The sequence below is a fragment of the Maribellus comscasis genome, from assembly GCF_009762775.1.
Classification (GTDB): domain Bacteria; phylum Bacteroidota; class Bacteroidia; order Bacteroidales; family Prolixibacteraceae; genus Draconibacterium; species Draconibacterium comscasis.
This window is the reverse complement of sequence record NZ_CP046401.1, coordinates 4,859,826-4,884,802: the sequence shown is the minus strand read 5'-3', so window position 1 is coordinate 4,884,802 and position 24,977 is coordinate 4,859,826. Positions and strand designations below refer to the sequence as shown.

17 protein-coding genes are annotated in these 24,977 nt (G+C 36.4%); 7 read left to right on the top strand and 10 right to left on the bottom strand.

Annotated features, from left to right (window positions below):
• Nucleotides 1-3: 3 nt before the first annotated feature.
• The 7 genes from GM418_RS19460 to GM418_RS19430 form a co-directional block, all read right to left on the bottom strand.
• Nucleotides 4-2,502, bottom strand: a complete 2,499-nt coding sequence (locus GM418_RS19460) for a TraG family conjugative transposon ATPase (protein WP_158868907.1) — start codon at nt 2,500-2,502, stop codon at nt 4-6.
• Nucleotides 2,499-2,828: a DUF4133 domain-containing protein gene (locus tag GM418_RS19455; RefSeq protein WP_158868906.1), complete on the bottom strand. Its 330-nt coding sequence runs from the start codon at nt 2,826-2,828 to the stop codon at nt 2,499-2,501. Before GM418_RS19455 ends, GM418_RS19460 begins: the two co-directional genes overlap by 4 nt.
• A gap of 5 nt (nt 2,829-2,833) precedes the next feature.
• Nucleotides 2,834-3,142, bottom strand: a complete 309-nt coding sequence (locus GM418_RS19450; protein WP_158868905.1) for a DUF4134 domain-containing protein — start codon at nt 3,140-3,142, stop codon at nt 2,834-2,836.
• Nucleotides 3,143-3,499: 357 nt separating this feature from the next.
• Nucleotides 3,500-7,345, bottom strand: coding sequence for a hypothetical protein (locus tag GM418_RS19445; protein WP_158868904.1), 3,846 nt, complete (start codon nt 7,343-7,345; stop codon nt 3,500-3,502).
• 91 nt (nt 7,346-7,436) lie between these two features.
• Nucleotides 7,437-8,000: a hypothetical protein gene (locus GM418_RS19440; protein ID WP_158868903.1), complete on the bottom strand. Its 564-nt coding sequence runs from the start codon at nt 7,998-8,000 to the stop codon at nt 7,437-7,439.
• An 11-nt stretch (nt 8,001-8,011) separates the two neighbouring features.
• Entirely contained in the window at nt 8,012-8,380 is a 369-nt protein-coding gene (locus GM418_RS19435; RefSeq protein ID WP_158868902.1) for a DUF3408 domain-containing protein, read from the bottom strand.
• A 4-nt stretch (nt 8,381-8,384) separates the two neighbouring features.
• Nucleotides 8,385-9,146: a ParA family protein gene (locus GM418_RS19430; RefSeq protein ID WP_158868901.1), complete on the bottom strand. Its 762-nt coding sequence runs from the start codon at nt 9,144-9,146 to the stop codon at nt 8,385-8,387.
• A 687-nt stretch (nt 9,147-9,833) separates the two neighbouring features.
• On the opposite strand from GM418_RS19430, the gene mobA reads away from it, so the two are divergent.
• The 6 genes from mobA to GM418_RS19400 all read left to right on the top strand — a co-directional run bounded on the left by mobA (nt 9,834) and on the right by GM418_RS19400 (nt 17,780).
• Complete coding sequence (mobA, locus tag GM418_RS19425; protein WP_217447534.1) at nt 9,834-10,262, top strand: conjugal transfer protein MobA; 429 nt, start codon at nt 9,834-9,836, stop codon at nt 10,260-10,262.
• The gene (gene mobB, locus GM418_RS19420) at nt 10,247-11,470 is read left to right on the top strand and encodes a conjugal transfer protein MobB (protein ID WP_158868899.1); all 1,224 of its coding nucleotides are present in this window, start codon (nt 10,247-10,249) and stop codon (nt 11,468-11,470) included. The genes mobA and mobB overlap by 16 nt, the downstream gene beginning before the upstream one ends.
• Before the next feature lie 3 nt (nt 11,471-11,473).
• The gene (mobC, locus tag GM418_RS19415; protein WP_158868898.1) at nt 11,474-13,444 is read left to right on the top strand and encodes a conjugal transfer protein MobC; all 1,971 of its coding nucleotides are present in this window, start codon (nt 11,474-11,476) and stop codon (nt 13,442-13,444) included.
• Between the two features lie 275 nt (nt 13,445-13,719).
• A complete protein-coding gene (locus GM418_RS19410; protein WP_158868897.1) occupies nt 13,720-15,786 on the top strand; it encodes a DEAD/DEAH box helicase family protein in 2,067 nt (688 codons plus the stop codon).
• On the top strand, nt 15,780-16,910 hold the full coding sequence (locus tag GM418_RS19405) for an HNH endonuclease domain-containing protein (protein WP_158868896.1): 1,131 nt from the start codon (nt 15,780-15,782) through the stop codon (nt 16,908-16,910). Before GM418_RS19410 ends, GM418_RS19405 begins: the two co-directional genes overlap by 7 nt.
• A gap of 3 nt (nt 16,911-16,913) precedes the next feature.
• A complete protein-coding gene (locus GM418_RS19400; protein ID WP_158868895.1) occupies nt 16,914-17,780 on the top strand; it encodes an HIT family protein in 867 nt (288 codons plus the stop codon).
• Here GM418_RS19400 and GM418_RS19395 read toward each other — a convergent pair.
• The 3 genes from GM418_RS19395 to GM418_RS19385 form a co-directional block, all read right to left on the bottom strand.
• Nucleotides 17,777-18,883, bottom strand: coding sequence for a phosphoadenosine phosphosulfate reductase domain-containing protein (locus GM418_RS19395; protein ID WP_158868894.1), 1,107 nt, complete (start codon nt 18,881-18,883; stop codon nt 17,777-17,779). The two genes, GM418_RS19400 and GM418_RS19395, sit on opposite strands and share 4 nt — an antisense overlap.
• 311 nt (nt 18,884-19,194) lie before the next feature.
• Entirely contained in the window at nt 19,195-22,095 is a 2,901-nt protein-coding gene (locus GM418_RS19390; RefSeq protein ID WP_158868893.1) for a hypothetical protein, read from the bottom strand.
• The gene (locus tag GM418_RS19385; protein ID WP_158868892.1) at nt 22,085-22,987 is read right to left on the bottom strand and encodes a DUF4007 family protein; all 903 of its coding nucleotides are present in this window, start codon (nt 22,985-22,987) and stop codon (nt 22,085-22,087) included. The genes GM418_RS19390 and GM418_RS19385 overlap by 11 nt, the downstream gene beginning before the upstream one ends.
• A gap of 611 nt (nt 22,988-23,598) precedes the next feature.
• On the opposite strand from GM418_RS19385, the gene GM418_RS19380 reads away from it, so the two are divergent.
• On the top strand, nt 23,599-24,972 hold the full coding sequence (locus GM418_RS19380; RefSeq protein ID WP_158868891.1) for a DUF3945 domain-containing protein: 1,374 nt from the start codon (nt 23,599-23,601) through the stop codon (nt 24,970-24,972).
• Nucleotides 24,973-24,977 lie beyond the last annotated feature (5 nt).

Here is a 24,977-nt window from a genome sequence, read left to right as displayed (position 1 = left end):
TGATTAAGCATCTCGCTTGATAGAGGCCAGTTGTTTGATAGCCTGTTCAATGTTTCCGTTCAGTTGCTCGGTCAGCCCGACGAGTTCCAGTTTCTCTGTTTCTTCAGTGGTATACGTGTAATACTCCTCCAAAGAAACTTCGGTTGCATAAACTGCAGACTGTACACCGCCAAGTCCAATCCAAACCTCTTTGTATTTTCGTTGGGGATGGTTGGCAAGGTTAATGGAAAGAATCTGCGATTTTTCTTTTTCAGTAAGTCCAAGCAATTCCTGTATAGAATCAAATTTGTTCATATACTTGCGCTGGTCGAGCAGAATTTTACAATCGGAATTGTTGATGACACTTTCTTTCACGATTTCAGAAGCGATAATATCATCCACTTCCTGCGTAACAACAACAGCTTCGCCAAAAAATTTCCGAACGGTTTTAAACAGGTATTTGATGTATTCCGCCATTCCTTCCCTGGCAATCGCTTTCCATGCTTCTTCAATTAATATCATCTTTCGAATGCCTTTTAACCGTCTCATTTTATTGATGAAGGCCTCCATGATAATGATTGTCACAACAGGAAACAAGACTTTGTGGTCTTTGATATTATCCAGCTCGAAAACAATAAAGCGCTTGTTCAGCAGGTCCATTTGTTTTTCCGAGTTCAGCAGGTAATCATATTCACCGCCCCTGTAGAACGGTTCGAGTACGTTTAGGAGATTGGCAATGTCAAAATCCTTTTCGCGAACCTTTTTGGCACGAATCGTTTCTGCATATTCATCCCGGACAAACTCGTAAAATGTATTAAAAGACGGAGCCATCAAACCATCCGATTTCAACCTTTCGATATATTGATTCACCGCATTCGATAAAGCTACTTCCTCCGAGCGTGTCGGCGCTTCCTCCTCATTTTTCCAGAGGGTTAGGATAAGCGTTTTGATGCTCTCCCGTTTTTCAATGTCAAACACACCGTCGTCGGTATAGAATGGGTTAAACGCAATCGGGTTGTCCTCGGTATAGGTAAAATAGACCCCGTCTTCGCCCCTTGTTTTATAATGAATTAAATCACACAATCCTTTGTAACTGTTTCCGGTATCCACCAAAAGTACATGTGTTCCCTGCTCATAATATTGCCGTACCATGTGGTTGGTAAAAAAGGATTTTCCGCTTCCCGAAGGGCCGAGAATAAACTTGTTACGGTTGGTGATTATTCCTTTTTTCATGGGCAAATCGGAAATATCGAGCTGTAATGGTTTTCCGGTGAGCCGGTCAACCATTTTAATCCCTACCGGCGATAAAGAACTCCGGTAATTTGTTTCGCCGGTAAAAAAGCACAACGCCTGTTCACTGAATGTATAAAACGATTCTTCTGAAGGGAAGTCAGCTGCATTGCCGGGGATGCCTGCCCAAAAAAGTGTAGGCACATCAACCGTATTGTAACGGGGCTTGCATCCCATCAGCGCAATTTGCGAACCGGTATCATTTTTCATTTGCCGAAACTCCTCCGGCTTGTCGCTCCACGTCAGCACATTAAAATGCGCCCTTACAGAAATCAGCCCTTTGCTGTGTGCTTCGTTCAGGTATTCGTCCAGCCATTGTTTGTTAATCTGGTTGGCGCGGCTGTATCTCGAAAGTGAGTACATGTTGCGGGCCATCTTTTCAAATCGGGCGAGATTGGCCGAATGGTCGTCGATAAAAATGTACTGGTTGTAAATGTGGTTGCACGTCAACAACAAACCAACCGGCGAAGCGAATGAAAGGAGGCAACTGCTGCGGTCGGTGGAAAGTTTTTCGTACCGGCTTTCGGTTGCTACCTTTGTCGGCAGATTATCCAAATCCGAAAGCGTATGAAGCACCAGGGAATTATCTCCTATTTTCATTTCTCCCGGGTTTATTGTAATGTCCTGCAAGCTGGTGGTTTGTTTCTGTGAAAGCGAGAAATACTTTTCAAAGACTCCCGGTTCCTTTTCGGTACCGGTAATTTGCTCGGTTGTCAGGCGGGTGAGCCGGACAAAATCACTGTCGTTAATGATTTGCTCAAACTGGTTCACTGCTTCCACAAACCGCAGGACGGTTTCCTTATTTTTAATTTCTTTGGGTACAAGAGTTCCCCTGGCCAGTGAACTAAAGGTACTTTGGTGTTTACTTCGCTCTTTGGTTGTCTTGGTAAGAAACAGGTAGCAGGTTTGGCTCAAATACGGACGCTCGTTAAAATGGCGTTCAAAAGAAGAACTCAGAAAACTTGCATCCTCTCTCGGCTGTTCCGGCTGATAATTTTCTTTGATGTACCAGTCTTGTTTGTGAACGATGGAATAATCAGGCAACACTTTAATCGCCTTATTCCAGACGGAATGTATGGCCTCATATTCTTCCGAAGTTACGGTGAACAATTCCGGCAGTTCCACCCGAAAAACAACGGTAATATCCGCATCTTTGCTGATAATACACCCCTGTTCAACCGACAACAGTGGGAACTTGCTTTCAAGCGTAGCTGTTTTTAAAATACTTCTCATTTTGCCTCCTTTCTTTGGTTTGAAAATAATCCGGGAATACTTCTCCGGTTGATAATCCGGCGGGGAAAAGTCCGGGTTGCCTGGTGCTTCATCAAACCAAAACGGCCAAATTTCCGGTTGAGCAAAAAGGTTAGCCATACCACAACAAAGGCCAGAACCAACCCGGTGAAAATGCAAATCCACTGGTTGATTCCGGCCAGATACATGACGATAAAAATCACAAATGTTCCCAGCAACCCGCCCGCAAAAATGAAAAGGTACTGGCTTTGCAGCCCTTTAAATTCTGCCGGTTTGTTCACCCCTTTATTAATGAAATATTCTGCCATGTTTTTTACAGGAAGAATGAACGCAGAATGGTAGCAGCAACAATCAGAAATATACAGGCGCCAAACCAGGCGGCTGCCGTTTTCCCGGTATCCGGGTCGCCACTTGAAAATTTGGAATACACTTTTACGCCGCCGATTAGGCCAACGATGGCTCCAATGGCGTAGATTAGTTTGGTAGCCGGATCGAAATACGAAGTGACCATATTGGTCGCCTCCGCGATACCAGCAGAACCATCGCCCTGGGCGAACAATGCCATTACCCAGAATGAAAAGAACAGGGTTAATTTGAATTTTATTGAATTGATTTTTGCCATGATGATTTGTTTTTGTGCTTCCCCGACATAAAAATCGAAGAAGCGGTTTTACTCATTTTTTACTGGATTCTCTCTTGGTGATTGGATAAAATCGCGCGAATTGAACCTGGCCTTACCCGTACTCTTTTTCCTTCATATTTTTCAGAATTTGGTTACTACTTGGGCAGGTTTTTCCTGCCTCGAACCAAATGTAAAGGCTTACATCACTGAAAAATAAAATAGGGTGTATGTGGAAGTGTGTGGCTGTGTTTGGCGTAGAAATAGGCTTACTCCTTCGTTTTGATTCTTATATTATTACCTATCAAATGCGTTATATTGCTATTAAATTGTGTTTTTAATGCTCTTATCTAAAATTAGCTACAAATACATTTCTTCATCCCTATTCTTTTCATCCTTAATTCTGATAACTGCATATTCCAGATTACGTTTCGCCCATTCGGCCACTTGTGAAATATCATGATTTGTAAGAGATTCAAACAATTCTTTTTGTGCCTCTATTAAAGGGACGACAGAACCTACCCAAGAGTATGTGCCCATGTTCGCACTCAAGTTGCTCAGAACTTCCTCAATATCTCCATAATTATCTATTAGTTTCTTTGCTAATGGATGCCAAGTACTGTATTCATTGTTATTCCCATCATAAATAGGCACGAGTTCAGCAAGTCTAGCAGGAGCTTTTGGTGATTTATCTTTGCACCATTCAAATATAGAATCTATGTCACCTTCAAATAAAATGCCTACAGGTCGAGTTACATCTCCAATGTGTGAGCCAAGTATCTGTTTAAGTCCATAAAATTTCACGTAATCATCGCCTTCTGATAATAAAGCTTTTGAAAGATCATTCCAAATTTTTTTAAAATGGTGAATCATTAAAACCGAATATATTTTCTGGATATCATGATCTAAATGATAGTAATTATCCCATGTGATTGAATTTATTATAGAGTTGTTAATAAATTGAGCCAATTCAAACTCTTTTGAGGATTCTAATATTGAACTTATTGTCTGTGCCCAACGAAAAGTATCTAATTGACGAATTGCTTTTTTATTAATTCCAAGCTTATAAATACATTCTTTAAATAAAGGAATTAGCGATGTCTGTAATTCTTTCTCGTTATAGGATAAACTATATAAAATGTCAAATACAAGCAGGTAGCCTTCTTCTCCATATGACAAAAGGATCTTCGAGAACTCTATTATTTCTTCTTTATTACAATGCTTGAGTGAATTACTGTAGGAAAAAGTAGAAAAATTCTGCAATTCACACTTCCCCTCGTCGACTAAACTAAAAAGCATTGGATAATACCGCTTTCCTTTTTTGTCAATGGACAAGAAATGAAAGAGCAAGTAGTTTAGTTTGGAATTTTGGGAAAGATTTATATAAAAAATTTCTTTCTCAACTTCCTCTGCTTTAGCAATAAATCCAACTAAAATACTAACATCTCTGTTCTCTTTTTCAATTGTTTCTATGGTTTCCAGAGATAAATTTATGAATTCATCCACCTTACTCTTCTTTTCCTGAATAAGTTCATATATTTTTCTCCCGAAATGGTATGTGTAAATCTGCCTCCCTGAATAAAAGATAGGAAAGTTAGTTTTCCAGGATAAACCAGTTGAAATAAATTCTTCTGCTAAGTTAACAACGGTTTCTATAATTTTTTCGCTTGAATACGGTTCGGAATCATCTAAATATGGTGAATCGGAGATATTATTAAATCTGGTTTGAAAGTCCTTCTTCGTTAATAGATTAATCATTCCATCAATTTTATCAAGTTCTTCTTTCGTTAGTAGTCCTTTTTCAAATTTCCGAGCAAATTTCAATCCTTTTAAACCTTCATCCCAATCATTATTTTTGTGTTTAATTATTTCCTCTATGAACGGGAGCAAAACGGAAGCAAACCTGGCGTTACATAACGGCCTAATACTATTGTTAATTGACTCGCTTGCCAAACCAGAGTATTTTCCATTATCTTTAATAATAGAAGTTAATGTTTCTAAAATGTTAGTCCAGTATTTTCTTACTTCTTTATTGTTTGGGTAGTGGTCTTGTAACATTCTACTTCCCTGTTTTTCAGAACCTCCCATCCTGCCGAAATGGCCATAGTCCAGTCCTGATTTCAGTGCTTTTACTGCCAGTTCAAAATAATCGGAATCATTTAAATTCAATCCCCAGCTAATTACCTCCCAACGTTGCTTAAGATTTGCTTCTGTTCCTGCTAAAATAATTTTAAAAAGTTGTAAAAATTGGCCAGTGGCATTATTAGACCACGTTTCATTTTCAGCAACTGCAAAAGAATAAAGAATCTTAGCGCCATCCGAAAATGTTCTTTTATCAAAGCATAGTTTCTCTAACACCCAAACGAGATTTCTCCTTCCTGCATCTACCTTAAGCAATTCATCTTTTGTCATTGGAGAGAAAACACGAACCAAATTTTTTAATACAGCAACCGGATTCACTTCAACGAATGAGCGGAAGAGGCGTGAACCCAGTTCTGTGTTTAAAACTTCCGCATTATCGAAAGGGCTGTTTGGCCCCACTATTTCATCAACTATCAATATCGCTTTCTCATTATAACCGAGGTATTTCATTTGTTCGGCAATGGCTTCTGAGAGATTTTTTCTGTGTGGCTCTTCCAGCTGTGCAATGTTTACTATTACATTAAGCAGTCGCTCTGATGTGCATGGTTCTAACCATTCTTGGGTTAGTGACATAGCTAAAGGAAATGGTCGCATCCCAATGAACCTACCTTTTCTTTCGAAAATCTCTCTTTTTAGATAGAAATTACATACTTCATAAAAATCATTTATTAATACTTGGTCGTCTCCATCTAAACTTGTTATATTTTTATTGGTTGCAATAAATTTTATTTGAGGGTTTAGCTCTGCTTCGAATCCGAAATAACTAAAAATGGAACATGACTTTAAAATAGTTCGACATTTCTTATCATTACCTTTTTCACCTAATAACTTATCGAGTAATTCTTTATCATCAAGTTTCCCAACAAATTTTTCTCCGTTTTTAATACTGTCACTAATTAAAACAGCCATCAATGGTATTCCTTGGGAAAATTCTTTGATTCTTTCTATGTTTTCGTCTCCAAGAATTGCGGAATCTTCCTGTAAGATATTTTCCACAATACTTGAAAGATCATCTTTTCGTATAATGATATAATTGACACCATTAATTTTGTCTTGATCTATCTCTTCAGGATTAGAATCAATTGTAATAAGTGAAATTGAATTATTTTCGTTTTGGACAAAATGTAATAGCTCTCGATGCAATCTTCGAGAACAATTATCCAAAACTACTATCCTGTCGTTTTCTTCTGAGGTAATTTTTGAAAAAAGTGTCTGGTAATCAAGTGAGGAATAGAGGTTGCAATTAAGATAAAGAACTCTTTCACTTAACATACCTGATTTTTCTGCTTCTTCAGTTGCTCTGAAAGCTTCCAATAATATCCTCGTTTTTCCCAAACCGGATAAGCCGATTAATCGGATACTCTGTTTTGTGTTTTTTACACCCTCTTGAATTTGGTTGATCGTAACTTTAACAATATCATTTTGATGAAATTTCTGAGATGTATTAATCTGCGCCTCCCAATCTCTCCAAACACAAAAAGGCCTGTATTTATCTTTTTGATGTTTAATTGCATGTATAATAGTTTGTTTCAGTGCTGAACTGAGTTTGCTAACTAACAGATTTTGTTCATTTTCTTTACTCCGTGTTTTTGCAGAGTAAGAATATTCAATCGGAAAACTTAAATGGCGTAAATCAAAAGGAATATTATCTGGATTTTTATTAGGAGAGCCATATACACTATTTAAAACCCCAATAATCCTTTCTTTGCCAATAGCATTTAACGCAACACCATGTTCATTAATTACATTGTTATTCTGAAATGGTTTGAATTTATCTCCAATCAGCCTACGAACTATCTTCTTCCCCTTTGAAATATGGTTTATTACAGATAAATCTGCAATGAAAATATCACAACTGGGTATGCGGTCATCAGTTATCTTTGATGCAACAGACGGTGATCCAGGTTCACCTCTGACGCCGTCTAATACTTCAAAATCAATCTTGAGAAATTGTTCTTTTCGTTTAAGCTTTTTAACCGTTTTATCTATACAGGTCCTAATAAAGTTCCTATTAAACTTTGTATTGGTTGAGGACTGCCAGGAATAGAATATCTTTATTTTCATAGTCAGGTGTGTCGGAACTGAGATCTTTAGTTTTCATCTTTAAAAATAATACTATTTCGTTAAATAACTTAATCTCAATTACTATTTGCACCTATCCCACAAACTCCCCAATATCAAACCCTTCCATATCATCACTCGACACTTGTTCACCTTCATTTTGCCCCAACTTTCCCAAATGCAAATCAATCAAGGCCACAATTCGTTTTTGATGATCCGGAGAAGTAGAGGCCATCTGTTCTACCCATTCCGTGTTGTCATTTTCATAGAGCAACTTTCCTGTTTTGGTCGGATTTTGAGGTTTCACACTTTCCACTTCGTTAACCACCTCCATCATTTCTTCAAACGTAATGTCAGAAGAAATTTCGGAGGAAAGACCGAGATGTTCCATTTCTTCCTGTTCTTCAATTGCATTTATATCCGGTTCGTATTCCAGTGGTACTTCAATGTCCATTTTACCGGAAGAACCGGATTCGGGAAATGTATTCTTATCAGAACTTAAAACAAAGTTGCTTTTACCAACAATACATTCCGGTTTGAAATTCTTAATGACTTTTTCTTTTTCACCGGTGGCACCTTCCGTTTTTGTCCATTGTTTCAAAAGAAAAATAACCATCAAAATAGTTGCTGCAAGAGCAATAGTTTCAACCATGACCATAAGTATGTGAATTAAAAAATGTCCTTGTTTTTTTCATTGTAAAGTTTAACGATCTCCTTCTGGAAATCCTCAAAATGTTGCCTCAATACATTATCGATATAATTGAAAATCGACACTTCATCATTTCCAATAACACGCACAATTTTTTGTATGCGTTCGTGGTATTCCTGCCGAATGGGGACATTTTTACCAAAACGTGCTTTATTGTCGGATTGCCTTACAAACAGCGACAGATATTCTGATGAAGATTTGTTTATTTGAGGTGATTGCTTATGAACCGCTTTTATCTCCTTATGTTCAGAAGCCCGCTTCTCGTTTTGTATCGTTGAGATTAAAAAATCTTCGTCTATTTCTTCCGGATTAATTTTCTTTCGCACCATGACTTTATTGTTTAATCGTTTGCAGAATCTCCTTTGCCAATAAATCGAGGTTACTGCCCTTTAATAATGTATTGTGGGCAGGAAACAGTGTTGAGCGAAAAACCGGTTTATGCCCGGATGTAAGTTCGCGCCGGAAACGTTTCGAATCTGGAACAAATGTTTTCAGGATATTCAGTCCGAGTTCGCCAATCACATTTTCATAAACTTCGTAGAGCTCGTTTTTCTCCCGTCCGTCTACCATATTCCAGATAAGATGCAAGCCTTTAATGTTACCTTTCCCTACACTCACAAGGTTTTCGTTGAGCATGGTGGCAAATTTCAGGGTACTTTCCAGAACCACTCTATCTGCACTTACCGGGGAGAAAATATAATCCATACCAGCCAGAGTTTTTACCACACCTTTACTGTTGAGTGTTCCCGGAAGATCGAAAAAAATAATGTCGGGCTGCTTGGTTGCATTTTCGATCAATGTCTCTGCTGTTTTAATAGCATCTTCTGGTAAACTCTTTTCAACCGGGTAGGCTTTACGTTTCAGGGTGGTAAACTGGTTATAAGCCATTTTCTTATAATAATTATCCTTCATCACCTGCTCCATATCGCGCTGACGCATTTCTACAATACTGTGTTGCGGGTAGTCGCAATCCACAACCGCAGTTTCCAATTCCTTTACATAATGCAGATAACTCGCCATTAAAACGGTAAAAGCGGTTTTGCCCACACCTCCTTTTTGGGTGCTGAAAGCAATAAATAATGTTTCCTTTTCCATGTTATTTATTTTATTGGTTAATGAACTAAATGTTTAATCGTTTATCTTTTCAAATCATTATTTTACTCACGATTCATTTGAATACCTGATTATTCAAATAATTTCCTGTTGAAACGTTGAAATGTTGAAACGTTTATTTGTTTAATCATTTCAGCGTTTAAACGCTCGGGGAAACCAAGCTTTAATTATTGGTTGTGTGAAACAACTGAACCATAGGATAATGAAACCTTTGCTTCTTCATTTGAAATGATAATTAATGCGTTAATCTTTCGTTTGAATCATTCTTTTATTGTTCGTTTCTTCATTTCTTTAATCACTTATTCATACCCACAAATGAACGGATAAAACCTATCGAAAATCTGTTTGGAACGGTGGCTGGAATTGTTTGGCTTTAACTGTCTGCTTTTGGCGTTTCTCATCCTGACAATGAATCGAAAGACTCCCTATATCTTTGACTCCTGGAAAATTTACCAAATGAAAAATGAGCTAAAATGATTGGACGACAAGCATTAAAATTTATCAACGCTAAAACGGTGTGCAATGGCACACGGCAAGTTGTGTTTTGAGGTCCTCAAAACATTTTCAGTACCTGAAAACCACTTGCCCTGTCGGGGAAAATCATACTCCGAAGTCGATGATTTTTACTAAGCATTTTGCAAACGAGTAAAGCCACAAAAACAAATGTCAATGAAAAAGGAAAACATGAAAAAACACAAAGGTGGACGAAAGCGAAAAGCAAACCCATGCATCCACCGCCACTCATTTAACCTGAATGATAAAGAAAATGCCCGGTTTCTATCGCTGTTTGAAGCATCGGGAATGAAAGTAAAAGCCAATTTTATAACAGCCTGCGTATTTGAAAAGCCGGTGAAAGTGGTAAAAATTGACAAAGGAACAATGGATTTTTATATGCGTCTGACTAATTTGTATGGGCAATTTCGGGCAATAGGGGTGAATTATAATCAGGTAACCAAAGCCATCAAGAACAATTTTTCGGAGCGAAAAGCCCTGGTATTTTTGAATCAACTGGAAAAAGCCACACTGGAACTGGTTGCAATCAATAAACAGGTGATGGATTTAACCCGCGAATTTGAGGAGCAATGGTTGCAAAAATAAGTTCAGGAAGTTCGTTGTACAGCGCCCTGGCTTACAACCAACATAAAATGAAAGCTGGCGTTGCAAAGGTCCTTTTCACCAGCAATATGGTTGAACCGATGAATGGAAAATTTAGTATTGGGATTTGTACGCAATCGTTTGAACCTTATTTGCTGGCCAACAACAGAACGGAAAATCCGGTTATCCATATTTCATTAAATCCTGACCCGAAAGATAAGTTGAATGATGAGCAATTTGCCCAAATCGCGGAAGAGTACATGCAAAAACTGGGTTACGGGAATCAGCCCTTTGTGGTTTACAAACATGAAGACATCGACCGTCATCACATCCACATTGTTTCAGTCAAGGTGGATGAAACCGGGAAAATGATTCGCGACAATTTTCAGCACCGTTTGTCCATGCGGATTTGCCGGGAATTGGAACGAAAGTACGGATTGATACCTGCCGATGAAAAACAAAAAGCAGCGGGATATTCATTAAAAGCGGTTGAGCCAAAGAAAGGCAATATCAAACAACAAATTGCCAATGTTGTGCGGCCTGTAGCTCGGTCGTGGCATTTTCAATCATTTAATGAGTACAAGGCTTTGCTTGCCATTTATAATGTTCATGTTGCAGAAGTAAAAGGAGAACACCGCGGGAAATTGTATAAAGGGCTTGTTTATGCTGCTTTAAACAATAAGGGAGACGTTTACGGAACACCCATCAAATCTTCAAAGTTCGGAAAACAAACGGGGAGTGATGCAATTCAAAAACGGATTGAAAAATCAAAAGTGGCCATTAAAACCAAAAACCTCAAAGAAAGACCAAAGGCAATTATTTCAAAAACACTAAATACATGTAGCAACCGAAAAGATTTTGAAAAACAACTTCTGAAAAACCAGATTTCAGTTTTGTTTCGCGAAAACGAATCAGGACGCATTTATGGTGTAACGTTTATCGACCACCGGCAAAAGTTTGTTTTTAATGGTTCTCGTCTGGGAAAAGATTTTTCTGCCAATGTATTCCATGAAAAATTCAATGGAAATGAGCCACATGCGAAGCAGGAGAAAGCACCGGAATTTGTACCACCTCAATCCACTTTCACGCCCGATTCAACGCTGGAGAATTTAGTTGGATTACTGGCAGTCGACAACCGTGGAGAGAATCCGGAAGAGGAAGAATTTATCCGAAGAATAAAGAGAAAGAAAAGAAGAAAACGAAAACAATAAGCTATGCAAAACGAAGACGATGTAAGAAGCCTCGCTAAAATAATCGAACTGATAAGAGCCGTAAGTATTTTGATTCTTTTCATTCATATTTACTGGTTCTGTTTTGAATTTCTGGAGGAACGAAATGTAACAGTAACAATCATCGATAATATACTGCTGAACTTTCAGAAGTATACAGGTCTGTTTTCAAAACCAATCTGGACAAAACTGATGAGTTTTGGGTTGCTTGCTATTTCATGTTTGGGAATAAGAGGAGCAAAAGCAGAAAAAATCACCTGGCGTAAAATAGCTGCCTTTTTGATTTTAGGATTAGCTCTATTCTTTTTCAATGGTTTTGTTTTAAAATTCCCTTATCCGTTACTCCTGAAATGTTCCGTTTACATGCTTTCCCTGGCTTCGGGTTATATTTTCCTTTTAAAAGCCGGATTATGGATGAGCCGACTGATAAAAACCAATCTTATGCAAGATGTTTTTAACCGGGAAAATGAATCGTTTATGCAGGAAACACAGTTGATGAAAAATGAATATTCTGTGAATCTGCCCACCCGCTTTGAGCACAAAGGGAAAACCTACAGCGGATGGATTAATGTGGTTAACCCGTTCCGGGCAAGCATTGTTTTGGGAACTCCGGGGAGTGGAAAATCCTATGCCATCATCAACAACTACATCAAACAGCAAATCCGAAAAGGTTTTGGCATGTATATCTATGATTTTAAGTTTGATGACCTGAGTATTATCGCTTACAATACTTTAATGAAGAACATCGACAAATATGAACACCCGCCAAAATTTTATGTGATAAATTTTGACGATCCTGAACGAAGTCACCGCTGTAATCCTATTGCGCCTGAATTTATGACTGATATTGCCGATGCTTACGAATCGGCCTACACCATTATGCTGAACCTGAATAAAACCTGGATTCAGAAACAGGGCGACTTTTTTGTGGAGTCGCCCATAATTCTTCTTACATCCATTATCTGGTACCTGAAGATTTACAAAGACGGAAAATATTGTACTTTCCCTCATGCCATCGAATTTCTGAATAAAAAGTACGCCGACATTTTTACCATTCTTACGTCGTATCGGGAACTGGAAAACTATCTTTCGCCATTTATCGATGCCTGGGAAGGAGGAGCGCAAGACCAATTGCAGGGACAGATTGCCAGTGCAAAAATCCCGCTTTCAAGAATGATTTCGCCGCAATTGTACTGGGTAATGTCGGGCAACGACTTTACTTTGGATATCAATAATCCGAAGGAGCCAAAAATTCTTTGCGTAGGCAATAATCCCGACCGCCAGAATATTTATTCTGCAGCCCTGGGATTATACAATTCCCGGATTGTAAAGCTGATAAACAAAAAAGGCCAGCTTAAAAGTTCAGTGATTATAGATGAGCTTCCAACCATTTATTTCCGGGGGCTGGACAACCTGATTGCTACAGCCCGGAGTAACAAGGTAGCTGTCTGTTTGGGGTTTCAGGATTTTTCGCAGCTTAACCGCGATTATGGAGACAAAGAAGCCAAAGTGGTGATGAATACAGTTGGTAATATTTTTAGCGGCCAGGTAGTTGGCGAAACAGCAAAAACCCTGTCGGAACGATTTGGGAAAGTCCTTCAAAAACGCCAGTCCATGACCATTAACCGGCAGGATAAATCCACTTCCATAAATACCCAAATGGACACCTTGATTCCCGCTTCAAAAATCAGTAACCTCACACAGGGCGTTTTTGTCGGTGCCGTTTCCGATAACTTTGAGGAACGTATTGAGCAAAAGATTTTTCATGCCGAAATTGTGGTTGACAATGAGAAAGTGGCGAAAGAAACTGCCGCGTATCAGCCAATACCTGTAATTACAAATTTTACAGATGAAGATGGGAACAACCATATACAGGAGGAGATTGAATATAATTATCGAAGGATAAAAGATGAAGTGGCAGGTATTGTTGGGGAGGAGTTGGAGAGGATAAAATAAGAATTATAATTTTATTGTAATCTATATAATTTTGTTTAACCATCTCCCGTTTTTAAAGTTCATAGTTTAGTGCAAGGCTTAACTGTATCATGATGGTTATGAATATATTAAAAAGTTGTTTAACAATTATTTCAAAAGTTTGAAAATTAGTTAATCTATTTGAAGAATAAAAAATTTCAATGAGTTTTGATTCCTATAATCCAATCACTAATTTAGCACGATAAATATTTAGTAAAAAACCAAAAATACAAACTTGAATTTATTAGAAAAATTGCATGCTTCCCCAAATTAAACACCCAGAGACCCTTGAATATAGCTCCGACGGAAAAAATCTCCCGATTGAGTTTTTTATGCTTACTGTGCCGGAATGCAAAAAAATAGATTTAAAACTTGGCTATTTTAGTTCAAATGCAATCCGAACTCTGGCCTACGGTTTTGCCCAATTCATTCATAACGGGGGAGTTTTGAGAATCATATCAAATCATTTTTTATCGGTTAAGGATAAACTTTTAATATCCGAAGATGAAATAGAATCCTTGGTTGAAGACAAAAAAGTTGAATATTTAATAAATAAAGATTTAGAAGGGCTTGCAAAAATACTCGAAGGAGGCGATCAGCATTTTTTCGATTGTTTAAAATATTTACTGAAGCATGACCGATTACAGATTATCCCGGTAAAATTAAAACCTAACCGTCTTGCACATTTTAAACAAGGAATTTTAGATGATGGGACAAACCAGGTTTATTTTAACGGAAGTTGCAATTTTACATACCGTGGACTGGTCGATAATGGTGAAAGTCTTTCTATTGCGCGTTCCTGGGGAGAAAATTCTGAAAAAATAAAGGTTAAAGAGAATATTGAAAATATTGAAAGAATTTGCACTAGGAAGGATGTTGGATTTGAGTATCTAACCCCGGAACAAATCATTGAAGTAATTGAAAAAACAGGAAAGGATAAACAACTCGATGAATTAATTGAGGACGAAATAAATATTTACGAAAAACTTTCACACCTACCCTCATTAAAAAATACCTTTACTAAGTATACTTCAGATTTTAGAAAGAAGGTTGAGGAAGAAAAGCATAATCCAAAATTTCCCTATCCAGAAGGTCCTCGAGATTATCAAGCAGAAGCATGTGAGAAATGGATTGCAAACGGTAAAAAAGGAATTTTTGCGATGGCTACAGGAACGGGGAAAACTATTACAGCCTTAAATTGCCTTTTAAATGAATATAGAGAATCCGGGCTAATACAATCTATTATTTTAGTGCCCACCAATGATTTGCAAAGGCAATGGATTAAAGAGGTTCATAAGTTTAACATCACAGATATAATTGTTGTCGGGATTGACTCGGATTGGAAAAGCAAAATAAGCAGGTTAACAACAAACTTCCAATTTGGAAGGCAAAAGCCATTTGTGCTTATTTCCACATATGTTTCGTTTGCACGATATACACTTCAAAATTTCCTGAAATATTTTCCCAAAGAAACTCTGCTAATCGCTGACGAAGCACATAATATTGCCTCACCGAAAGTGTTAGAAGTTTTACCCTCGACTCTTTTTAAAAAGCGAATAGGATTATCAGCAACACCTAAAAGAATTTATGATGGAGAAGGAACTGAAGAAATGAATAAATTCTTTGATGATGAACCACCTTATATCTATTCTTTTACAATGGAGGAGGCTATTGCAAAAGGAATTCTTTGTCAATATGAATATCATCCTCATTTGGTCGAATTAACAACAGAAGAATTGGAGGAATACAAAGAGATTACTTTGAAACTTTCAAAGTTTTTTGACTCCGAAACAAAAAAAATAAAGGATAATGATGTTGTTACCATGTTATTAATGAAGCGTAAACGAATTATCCATAAAGCTGAAAATAAAATTGCGGTTTTTAAAAAAATACTGAAACAAGAATTTGATAAGCGAAAAAGTTTAAAATACACGTTTGTTTATGTTCCAGAAGGGTTTGATGACAATAGTAGTGAAGAGGGAAGAATAATTCAGCAGTATAATCAAGCAATTATGGAAACGGATAACCAAATACGTGTTTCCACATTTACCGGAGATAATAAAGATCGATCATTTGTTTTACAATCTTTTGAAGATGGTAATATAGATGTTTTAACGGCGATGAAATGTTTAGATGAGGGGGTTGATATTCCTCGTACTGAACTTGCAATTTTTTGTTCAAGCACTGGTAATCCAAGACAGTTTATACAGCGGCGGGGTAGAATTTTAAAGCAGCATATTGATAAAGAATATGCGGTTATTCATGATTTGGTCGTCGTTCCTAAAACTGATGCAAAAAAATCGCAAATCCAATTTATATGCTAAAAGCAATCAACGAAATAGCAACAATAATTGAAAGAGACAGCAAGGATACTACTTACAAATTTGCGTTATTACGTGCCTGCATTCAAATTAGCCAAGAATATGAACACTTTGCAAGAAAGGAAATTGACCAAGTTACTTTTCCGTTAGGATTAATTGTTTTAAAATGGCTAGAATATTATTATTCAATTTTTGCAGATTATCGTTTTATTCCTCAAAAAAATGGAGACACACCTGCCCGTTCACTTGCTTTTAGAAATTCATTTCTTGAAGTCATAAAGTTTTATAATTCTGGATTAGGGTTTTATCAGTTTCAAAAGAATTTGAAAGATGGCAATTTTGAAAAAGCCAATATTCACAATGTATTTAATCTTGTAAAAAGTATTAAAGAAACTATTATAAAAATGCCAATGAATTACATTGGAAGCTCAGTAGGTAGAGGAGGACAGATTTTTAGATATAATAAAGATTCAAATTTGAGCGGTCGTAATTTAAATCAAATATCAAATCAATACATTATTGATTCTTGCGGAACATTTAGTATTCCAAGAAATTACTTTGATGCTTTTTTAATTTTGGGTTCATTTATCAATGGAACTCAATCGCTTTTACTCGAATGGGTTGATTTTACTATTCATGCCGACAAGGAGAAGAAATTTACGAGAGGGGAAGTTTTGAATTTAATTGACCCAAGTTATGATAAGAATAGAGATGCAAATGAATTAAAACTATTTTTTGAACGAATTAAAAAAAATGAGGGATTGCTTTGTATTTGGTCTGGGAAGAAGATTGTCAATGATTTAAACATTGATCACATGATGCCATTTGCATTGTGGAAAAATAATGATTTTTGGAATCTACTTCCTTCAAAAAGAGATGTAAATAACAAGAAGCGAGATAAAATCCCAAGTAAATATTTGTTAAAAAAACAACGCGATTTAATTATCGATTATTGGGAACTAATTTTTGCGGAATATCCAGCCAGATTTCAAAAAGAAGTGCAAATTTCCCTTCTCGGATTGAAACAATTTGATAAAAAAAATTGGCAACTTAGCTGTTTTGAATCGTTTTCGAAGAAATGTGAATTCTTGATTGCCCAACGAGGTTTTGAACCATTTATAATTTAAAAATTGAAACCACAAATAAATAACTGGCATTTAACGGCCAAAGAAAGAGAAAAAATGTCCTTTCCAACAAATTGGCTGCATAGAAACAATTTTTTAAAGGGGAATATTTTAGATTTTGGGTGTGGATTCGGGAAAGATGTAATGGAGTTAAGGAATATGGGGTATTATTGTAAAGGTTATGATAAATATTATCAACCAGAATATCCTACTGAGAAATTTAATACAATACTATGTAATTACGTTTTAAACGTTCTCCAAGCGAAAGATCAGCAACGAATAATAATGGAAATTAGCCAATTATTGGCACCTGGTGGGCAAGCATTTTTTGCTGTAAGAAGAGATATTAAATATGAAGGATTTAGGAAGCACAAAATTCATAAAAAAACAACTTATCAGTGTAATGTTGTGCTGCCATTCGAAAGTTTGTTTTTAAACGAATATTGTGAGATTTATTCATTCTCACGATTTACTGATATTCAAAAAGAGTCATCCTGTATTTTTTGCAAACCATCCCGAAATTTAAAATTTATTGCAGAATCTGCATTTGCTTATGCCGTTTACGATGGATTTCCCGTTTCAAACGGACATTCCCTAATCATTCCCAAAACACATACCTCTAATTATTTTGATTTAACCGAAAAGGAACAATTTCATTTATTATTATTAACCAATTTTGTTCAGACTTATCTTTTAAAAAAATTCAATCCTAATGGTTTTAATGTAGGAATCAACATAAACATGGATGCAGGACAAACTGTTCCGCATGTTCATGTTCATTTGATACCAAGATATAAAGGTGATGTTAAAAATCCAAAAGGAGGAGTTCGCCATGTTATTCCAGGAAAGGGATATTATAATCAGCAGGATTAAATAAAACAATTTGCACAAACTTCATTTTCATCGGCTAAAATATCGATCAACTTATTTGATTTGTTTTTGCTGTTTAATTTTTTCTGTAAAGTTGCAATATAGTCCAGTTTAATTTGAGTCATTCGTTCCGGTTGTATAATTTCTTCAAGCGTTTCGTTGTCCATCCAACTGTAGCCATCTTTTTCATATTCCTGGGCCTTACGGAATAATTCAGGATGTCGTTCATACAGCCAAATCCATTCTATTTTTCGTTGGTAAAAACAAAAGAAACAACCGGAACGGCTGCGGTTGTATTTCCCTTTTTGGCCGTTTACTTCAAACTCAACTTCATCGTAATAGCCTGGCACTTTAACGCCGTTTTCTTTAAACAGTTGGAAAACTTTATTGATGTCAACACTGTCTTCATTCTCCAGAAGCGAATATTCGTTTAAATGGGAAACCGGATAATTTTCATTTTTTAAAAAATAGAAAACTACACGATTAAAAGTAGAAATACTTAGCTGAAGCAAATCATTCATTTTTTGGGAAAACAAATATTTTGGTGATTGTGGTTCATCAATAATCTCAATGAAACGGGCGATTAAATTTTTTTCACCATGTTTTTCATAGAGTTCGGCAATTTTCTCGCGGTTTGAATTGTGAAGCACTTTATGCAAAATTTCCATGCTCCAAATGTGTTTCCGAAACGGGAAAACGGATTGGATATTTGATTTAGTGGAAACATATCCTTCCCGGTCTTCATCATCACGTATTCCCACATATGAAATAGCCAAATCCTCGCCAATCCAGCGTTCAAAAGGTTCGAGCTTTAATTTTTGGGTACACCAACGAGCCATCGATGAGGGTAAAAATCCATTATAAATATCGAGGTAATGATCGAATGGATTTTTGTGACTGTGGTTGGCTTCCAGTTTTTTTATTTTTTTGCCAAGAAAAGATTCCAGTTCGGCAATCAACTCATAAGTTTCCGGTAGTTCTTTGCCTGTATCAGAAAAATAGTACTCCATGTCGATTTCAGGATGGTGCATTTTCATGTACATGGCCAATGCCGCGCTGTCTTTTCCTCCCGAAATTCCTAATACATGTCGTACTTTTTTAGTCATTATCAATTTCCTCCTGTAATAGCTTTATTAAAAGTGCAATGTTTGCTTGTTTGTCTTTTGAATCCAATAATTTTTGAATGTTCAGCTTTTTTGCTTCTATCTGTTTTGTTTTTCCTTTTGGTAATCGTATTTAATTTTTTTGTACGCCTTTAACAAATGAAGTTAATTCAAGTTTCAGCACTTCTTCTTTAGCCTCATCAATATCATCTTTGCTAATATCGGTCAAATTATCCAATTCATGAATTCGTTTCGGGAAAAGGGTTCTTAAATTTTCTTCATCATTTCCAGTAGACGTATCAATGATTTTTTAATTATGCAGAGGCGGCTGAACTAATCCACGCCTGTCGGCCATCTAAAGGGGTATTAATCCTTTGTGCTAAAATCCGAAGTTTAGGATCTATTTTTTCATTGCGCAAATTTTTAAATCGTTGTTGCAGTAATAATTTATTCTCCGGAAAATCGACTTTCTCTTCACGGATAGTTTTTCCTATTGATTTTTCAATTCGATTCACGAGATTCGGGAAAGCAGCGCTTATTTCGCGTGTAGCATTTTGCAGACTGATTGAAAATTCTTCCAGTTTTTCATCTTGTTTTAAGTCGTTGATTGTAAAACCCAATGCCCGCGGAATATCTTCAAAAAATACTTTTTCGGGATTGGTTGCTAATGAAATAGCTTCTTTTAAACGTAAAGCTTCTTTGCTTAAATTTTTAGTTTGTTGTGCATAAGGCAGCAAACGGTTATAGAATACCAAAAATGGTTTGATCGTTTGAATAAATGAATCGGAATTCGGCGCATTCTCTTCAATCTGGTTTAAAAAATAACGATAACGGTTAAAAATATTAAGTCGGGTTTCGTCGAGCTGAAAAGTACTGATAAAATATTTTTGAGGTTGCTTCATTGCCACTTCCAGCGTGTCCTTTGTTAATGCAGGTATAAAAGTGTCTTGTTCGTAAAAAGCAAATTGTTTTTGTTTCGCTATCAGGAAGACTGGAATCCAGAATTCAATAAATCCGTGCTTTAATTTAAAGGGTTTGGATTTCAAAATTTCTATAAACTCAGAAAGCTTTCTTGGAGCGGAAATACAATCATCTAAAAAGGTTTCGGAAGCATTCCATATTGGTAGGAAAGACTTTTCTGTAGGTTTTCCCAATTCCCATACATTATTGCTGTTTTGTTGATGAATCCCTGTTTCTTTTAGAAGTGCCAAATAAATTGTTTTATCCGGGGGAAATCTATTTTCTTCGAATGCCAAATTTTCAATTTCTACTGACTGAATAAGTCTTTCAATCAAATTCTTTTTTGCTGCTGAAATGGCACCGCTTAATCTTTCGCGGTTCATCAATTCATTTCGTAAAACAGGGGTTTGGAAATAAATTTCATTACAGATTTCTAATAAGGTGCTATTTAAATCTCTGTTATTTTTGAAAGTGATTTGCTCACCGTTGTAAAACCATTTTACGTCTGCATCTTCCCCATAGAACGATTCCAGAAATAAATCATTAAGTCGGTCAGTAGTGTCATTCAAATAAGTATCGAGTTCAGCTAAAGCAATGGTATCGTCCAGGCATTTGCCTTTTACGATTTTAATTTTTTCAATTTCAACAAGTGAATCTTTAATGGCATTAACATCATAAAACCAGCCATATAGTATTGGCTTTTCATTATTCTTGGTACCATTAAGAGATTTTTCAAAATCAAGATAATCAGTAAATATCAAGTTAATATAACCGTCAATTTGCTCTTCAGGCATTTTTTGAATGGGGCTCTCGCTTATTTCATAAATAAAATATCGTGGAGTTCCCTTGTCGAAATAAATTCTTTTTGCGGGAATGATCGGGAAGTTAAAATGCTGTTTAAGCTGGGTTATAATTGAAAAATCTTTTGTTACCTGCCCTTCGGCCAGTTCCAATTCCAGGTTGATATCAAAATCAGTTCCTTTAAAAAGGACATACCGTTGACTGTATTCCCTAAAACGAATAATTTGTTTTGACTCCAACAGATCGATCAGTGGGGTAGCATCAGTAATATTTAAAGCGACACTTGCATAGGTTGTTAAAAAAGATTTAGTTACTTTTTGCCCTTGTCGCCCCAGAACAGATATTAACCCAATTGTTTTTATGAGCTTCGCTGCATCTACAAAATCTTTCTCAAAAATGGTTTCAGCTCGTTGCAAAGCCTCGTCAATTGATTTCCAATGCGCGGAATCCTGATTATACCTTGAATTTAATAAGCTGTGGAAATTGTATTTTAAATAGTCGTATATGCAGGCAACGTTATAATATTCCTTACCGTTTTTAAAATCGTTGATGCCCAAATAATCTTCAGATTCAAGTAAAGAAAAAAGTGATCGTTCATTTTGTCCATATCGCTGAAACGCGACAGTTGCAACAGAAGCAGATAAAATATCTAATGGAAAAAGTTTTTGGGCAAATTCAAATGAAAAGTAATCCCTCATGGGGAATACATCTGCCTTTTTTATAGCATCGAACAGTTGCTTTTGTTTTCTTATAGGAATATGACAAGGATATCTTTTAGCACTGATTCGTTCGGATGCTAAAAACAGAAGTTGTTCAACTGGTTCATTAAATGAAACTTCGGTTAATCGTCCTTTAACCTTATCCCATTCATTTTTCTGTGTTTTAGATAAAGTCAATGCATAATCTTCAAAAGGTTGATGCAGGGTGGTAATAAAGAGGATTGGCAAATCCGGTGTATTTACAAATTCTGCTAACTGCTGAATAAAGTACAACTCTTCTTCCGGGCTTTCTTTTGCGGCATATTCTAAAAACTTTCCAAATTCATCGACCACAATCAATTGGCCAATCCTGGCTTTTTTCTTTTTTTCGGTAACAGATTTTAATTTTTCAAAGATGTTTTCATTGGTCTTGATACCTAAAGTATCGCAAAATTCTTCTTTGAAAGAAGAGTAACTTCCAACGATAAAAACTGGCTCAAAAGAATCAATAAACCCGTCAAGGGGATTAATGAAATAATCGGCTTTTTTATTCAGTACTTTTTCCAGAGCTAAGATAAATGCAGACTTTCCTGTTCCGTAGGCACCTATAATATTAAAGGACTTTCTTCCATTTTCTTCAAATGCCGAAACTATTTTTTGAAATGCCTTTTCTCCATTTCTTGTTGGAATGTAATCTAGATGGCTATTTGCATCACGAAGAATATTTATGGACGGAGAGTAATATTTAGTTTGCATAGTAATTTCTTAAAATTTCCCATTTGTTTAGGCCTTCCGGTAATACCAAAACCAAATTACCTGCAGTTTCCGAAACAATAATTCCTGGGAATTCTTCCTCTATTTCTTTGAGTTTTTTGTACAGCCCGTCTTTACTAAGTAGAAAAATTAATCCAGGGCTATTCGGTTCTATTTCTAACCGCTTGATTGCAATGTTTCTGGATTCCCCAAAATTATCCAATATGGTAAAAAGTAAAATTGCTGGTGGTAGAGAATTCCTGCTTTCGCCATGTAAATGAAACCATTTAACTTTTTCCCTTCTGTTGGTTCCTTCTTTTATTTCATCTTCAACAGTAGTAGAAATTAACTCCAGTTCAATCATCAAACTGTTGATTTCTTCCTCAAAATCTTTGGATACGTTTTGATAATCTACTTTTTCATACAAACGTGTAAAAACAGAAATGTCTTTATCAATCGTATTTAAATTTAATGAGTTGTCATCCATCTCAGCATACTTTCGTTTTATGAATGCTTTCAATTGGCTTTTATTAAAAATCGCCCGTTCTTTTCGAAATTCATTAAATATTAAATGGTAAATGGAGGCATAATTTGTTTTCAGCAAAAAATAATGCAGTAGCCAGATCGAACCGATGTCTTCAAGAAAGGGATCTAATCCTTCACTTGAAAATAAATTATTTGCAAAATCAGTGAGTTCCTTTTTCTCATCGTCGTAAAGTCCCAAAGCTTTCATCCAAAAATTTATGGATGCTACCATGTTTTTTCCAACCCCCAAATCAACCACTGCACTTTCACTGCTGAAGCTTCCACTGATATTAATAAAATCAAAACCTTTTTTAGGCCAAAAAGTCCTGACAACAAACGTATCATGTCCTGAGAATCTTAACTTGTTCATGCACTCAAAAATATAAAAGTAAAAACACAAATTCGATTAATTGAATAGTATTTTATCCTGTTTTAATTCACATTTCCTTTATGTACTAAAATCATATTTTCTCTATATTTTGAAATAGGGTATGAAATTATTTTATGAGTGAATTTGAATTAATATAACACATTCTATAAAAGTTATATAAAAATCAATCTCCTGCATCCCATTAACCGTTATGTTTTAAAGCTCATCAACTGCTTAATAGTGTATAGTTCTAACTGGTAATAAATACAAAAAATCATTATTGTCGGGATAGAGTCGGGATAACAAAAAGGGCTAGGCTGATTTTAAGCAACTTAACCCTTTTAAAAGGCAGGTTAGCAGGAATTGAACCTGCGATCCCTTTCTCCCAAAGCATAATTAATAATTGAATGAATTGAAATGTCATTATGCATTTTTCGGAAATCAAGCAACAAACTAGGAAAAATTGATATCTGATTGCATTAACATTAACTAATCAAATTATTCCTATTTAAAGCCACCCCCAACTACCTCAGCGCCAAACGCTGCCACTTACCCTTAATCAAGTAAAAACTCCAATACATTCGCTTTTAAATCATTAAAAGAAATGTATTATGGAACAAAAAACGAATGACCAGGAGGTATTGCTGGTCAAAGAAAAAAACGAGAGTAAATTAAAAGCAGTAGTTGGTTTTGATAACGACGGCAAGTTAATAACAGAACCGCCCAAACAAGCCAACTCTGACCGGTTTTTAAAAATTGATAAAAATGGGTATGTATTGGAAAATTTCTTCACCAATTTCCATCGTCAGTACAAAAATCCAACTGATTTCCATTTTTTCAAAGCGCCAACCAATCTTGTGGAGAAGACAGCATCCGATTTGGAGAAAATGCTTAAGGGACCAGAAAATAAGTCCCAAAAAGAGATGTTGGCAAAGCATGAAAATAAACCGGAAGATTACATCAAAAAGGATGAAAAACAGGAAAAACCAAACCTGATTGACGAAAACAAAGTGGACTGGGAACAACTGGCAAAGCTGGGGGTATCAAAAGATTTTCTGAAAAATACCGGGAATCTGGATGCCATGTTAAATTTCCAGAAATCACCGGACTTAATACCTATTACGGTGAAAACCGATAATCTGACTATTCGCACTGATGCACGGCTGGCATTCCGGCAAAATGAAGATGGGAAGTTTAATGTTGCAGTTCATGCGGTTCGTAACAGACCTGAACTTGACCGGCCTTACTTTGGGGTTACGCTAACGAATGAAGACAAGAACAATCTTATTCAAACCGGTAATGCCGGACGCATACTTCATCCACAATACAAAGAAGGAGAAACAACTCCTGTCTTTCTTTCCATCGACCATTTAACCAATGAGCTTGTTGCCGCCCGTGCCGATAAGATTAATATCCCGGAGGAGATAAAAGGCGTTAAGTTACACGAAAGACAGCAAAAAGAACTGGCGGAAGGCCGGGCAATTTTTGTAGATGGAATGACATCCCGTGGTGGAAATGAATTTAGCGCCTGGTTGCAAATTAATGCCGACAGGCGAGGTATCAGTTTCCGTTTCGATCAGCAGAAGGAACAAAATCAAAATGCAAACGATCAACGGCAGGTGCATATTCCCAATTCGCTGCTTGGAAAAGAACTAACAGAAGAGCAACAGCAAAAACTGGAAAAGCGGGAAACCATTTATGTTACAGGAATGTATGACAAAGAAGGCCAGGAGTTTAACGCCTACATAAAAATAAACGATGAAAAAAGTAAACTCGATTTTTACAAATGGAATCCCGACAAAGCTCAAACCAAAGGGGCCGAAGTTACCCCGGACAAAAACAGCAAAACACAGGTAGCTGTGAATTCGGAAGGGAAAACCAACGAAGCTACGAAGGATGTAAAAGAGCCTTTGAATAAGGAGCAGGTCAACCCGACAGAGCAACAAAAGGCGAAACGAAACCGCTCAAAAACGCATTCCATGTAAATTAC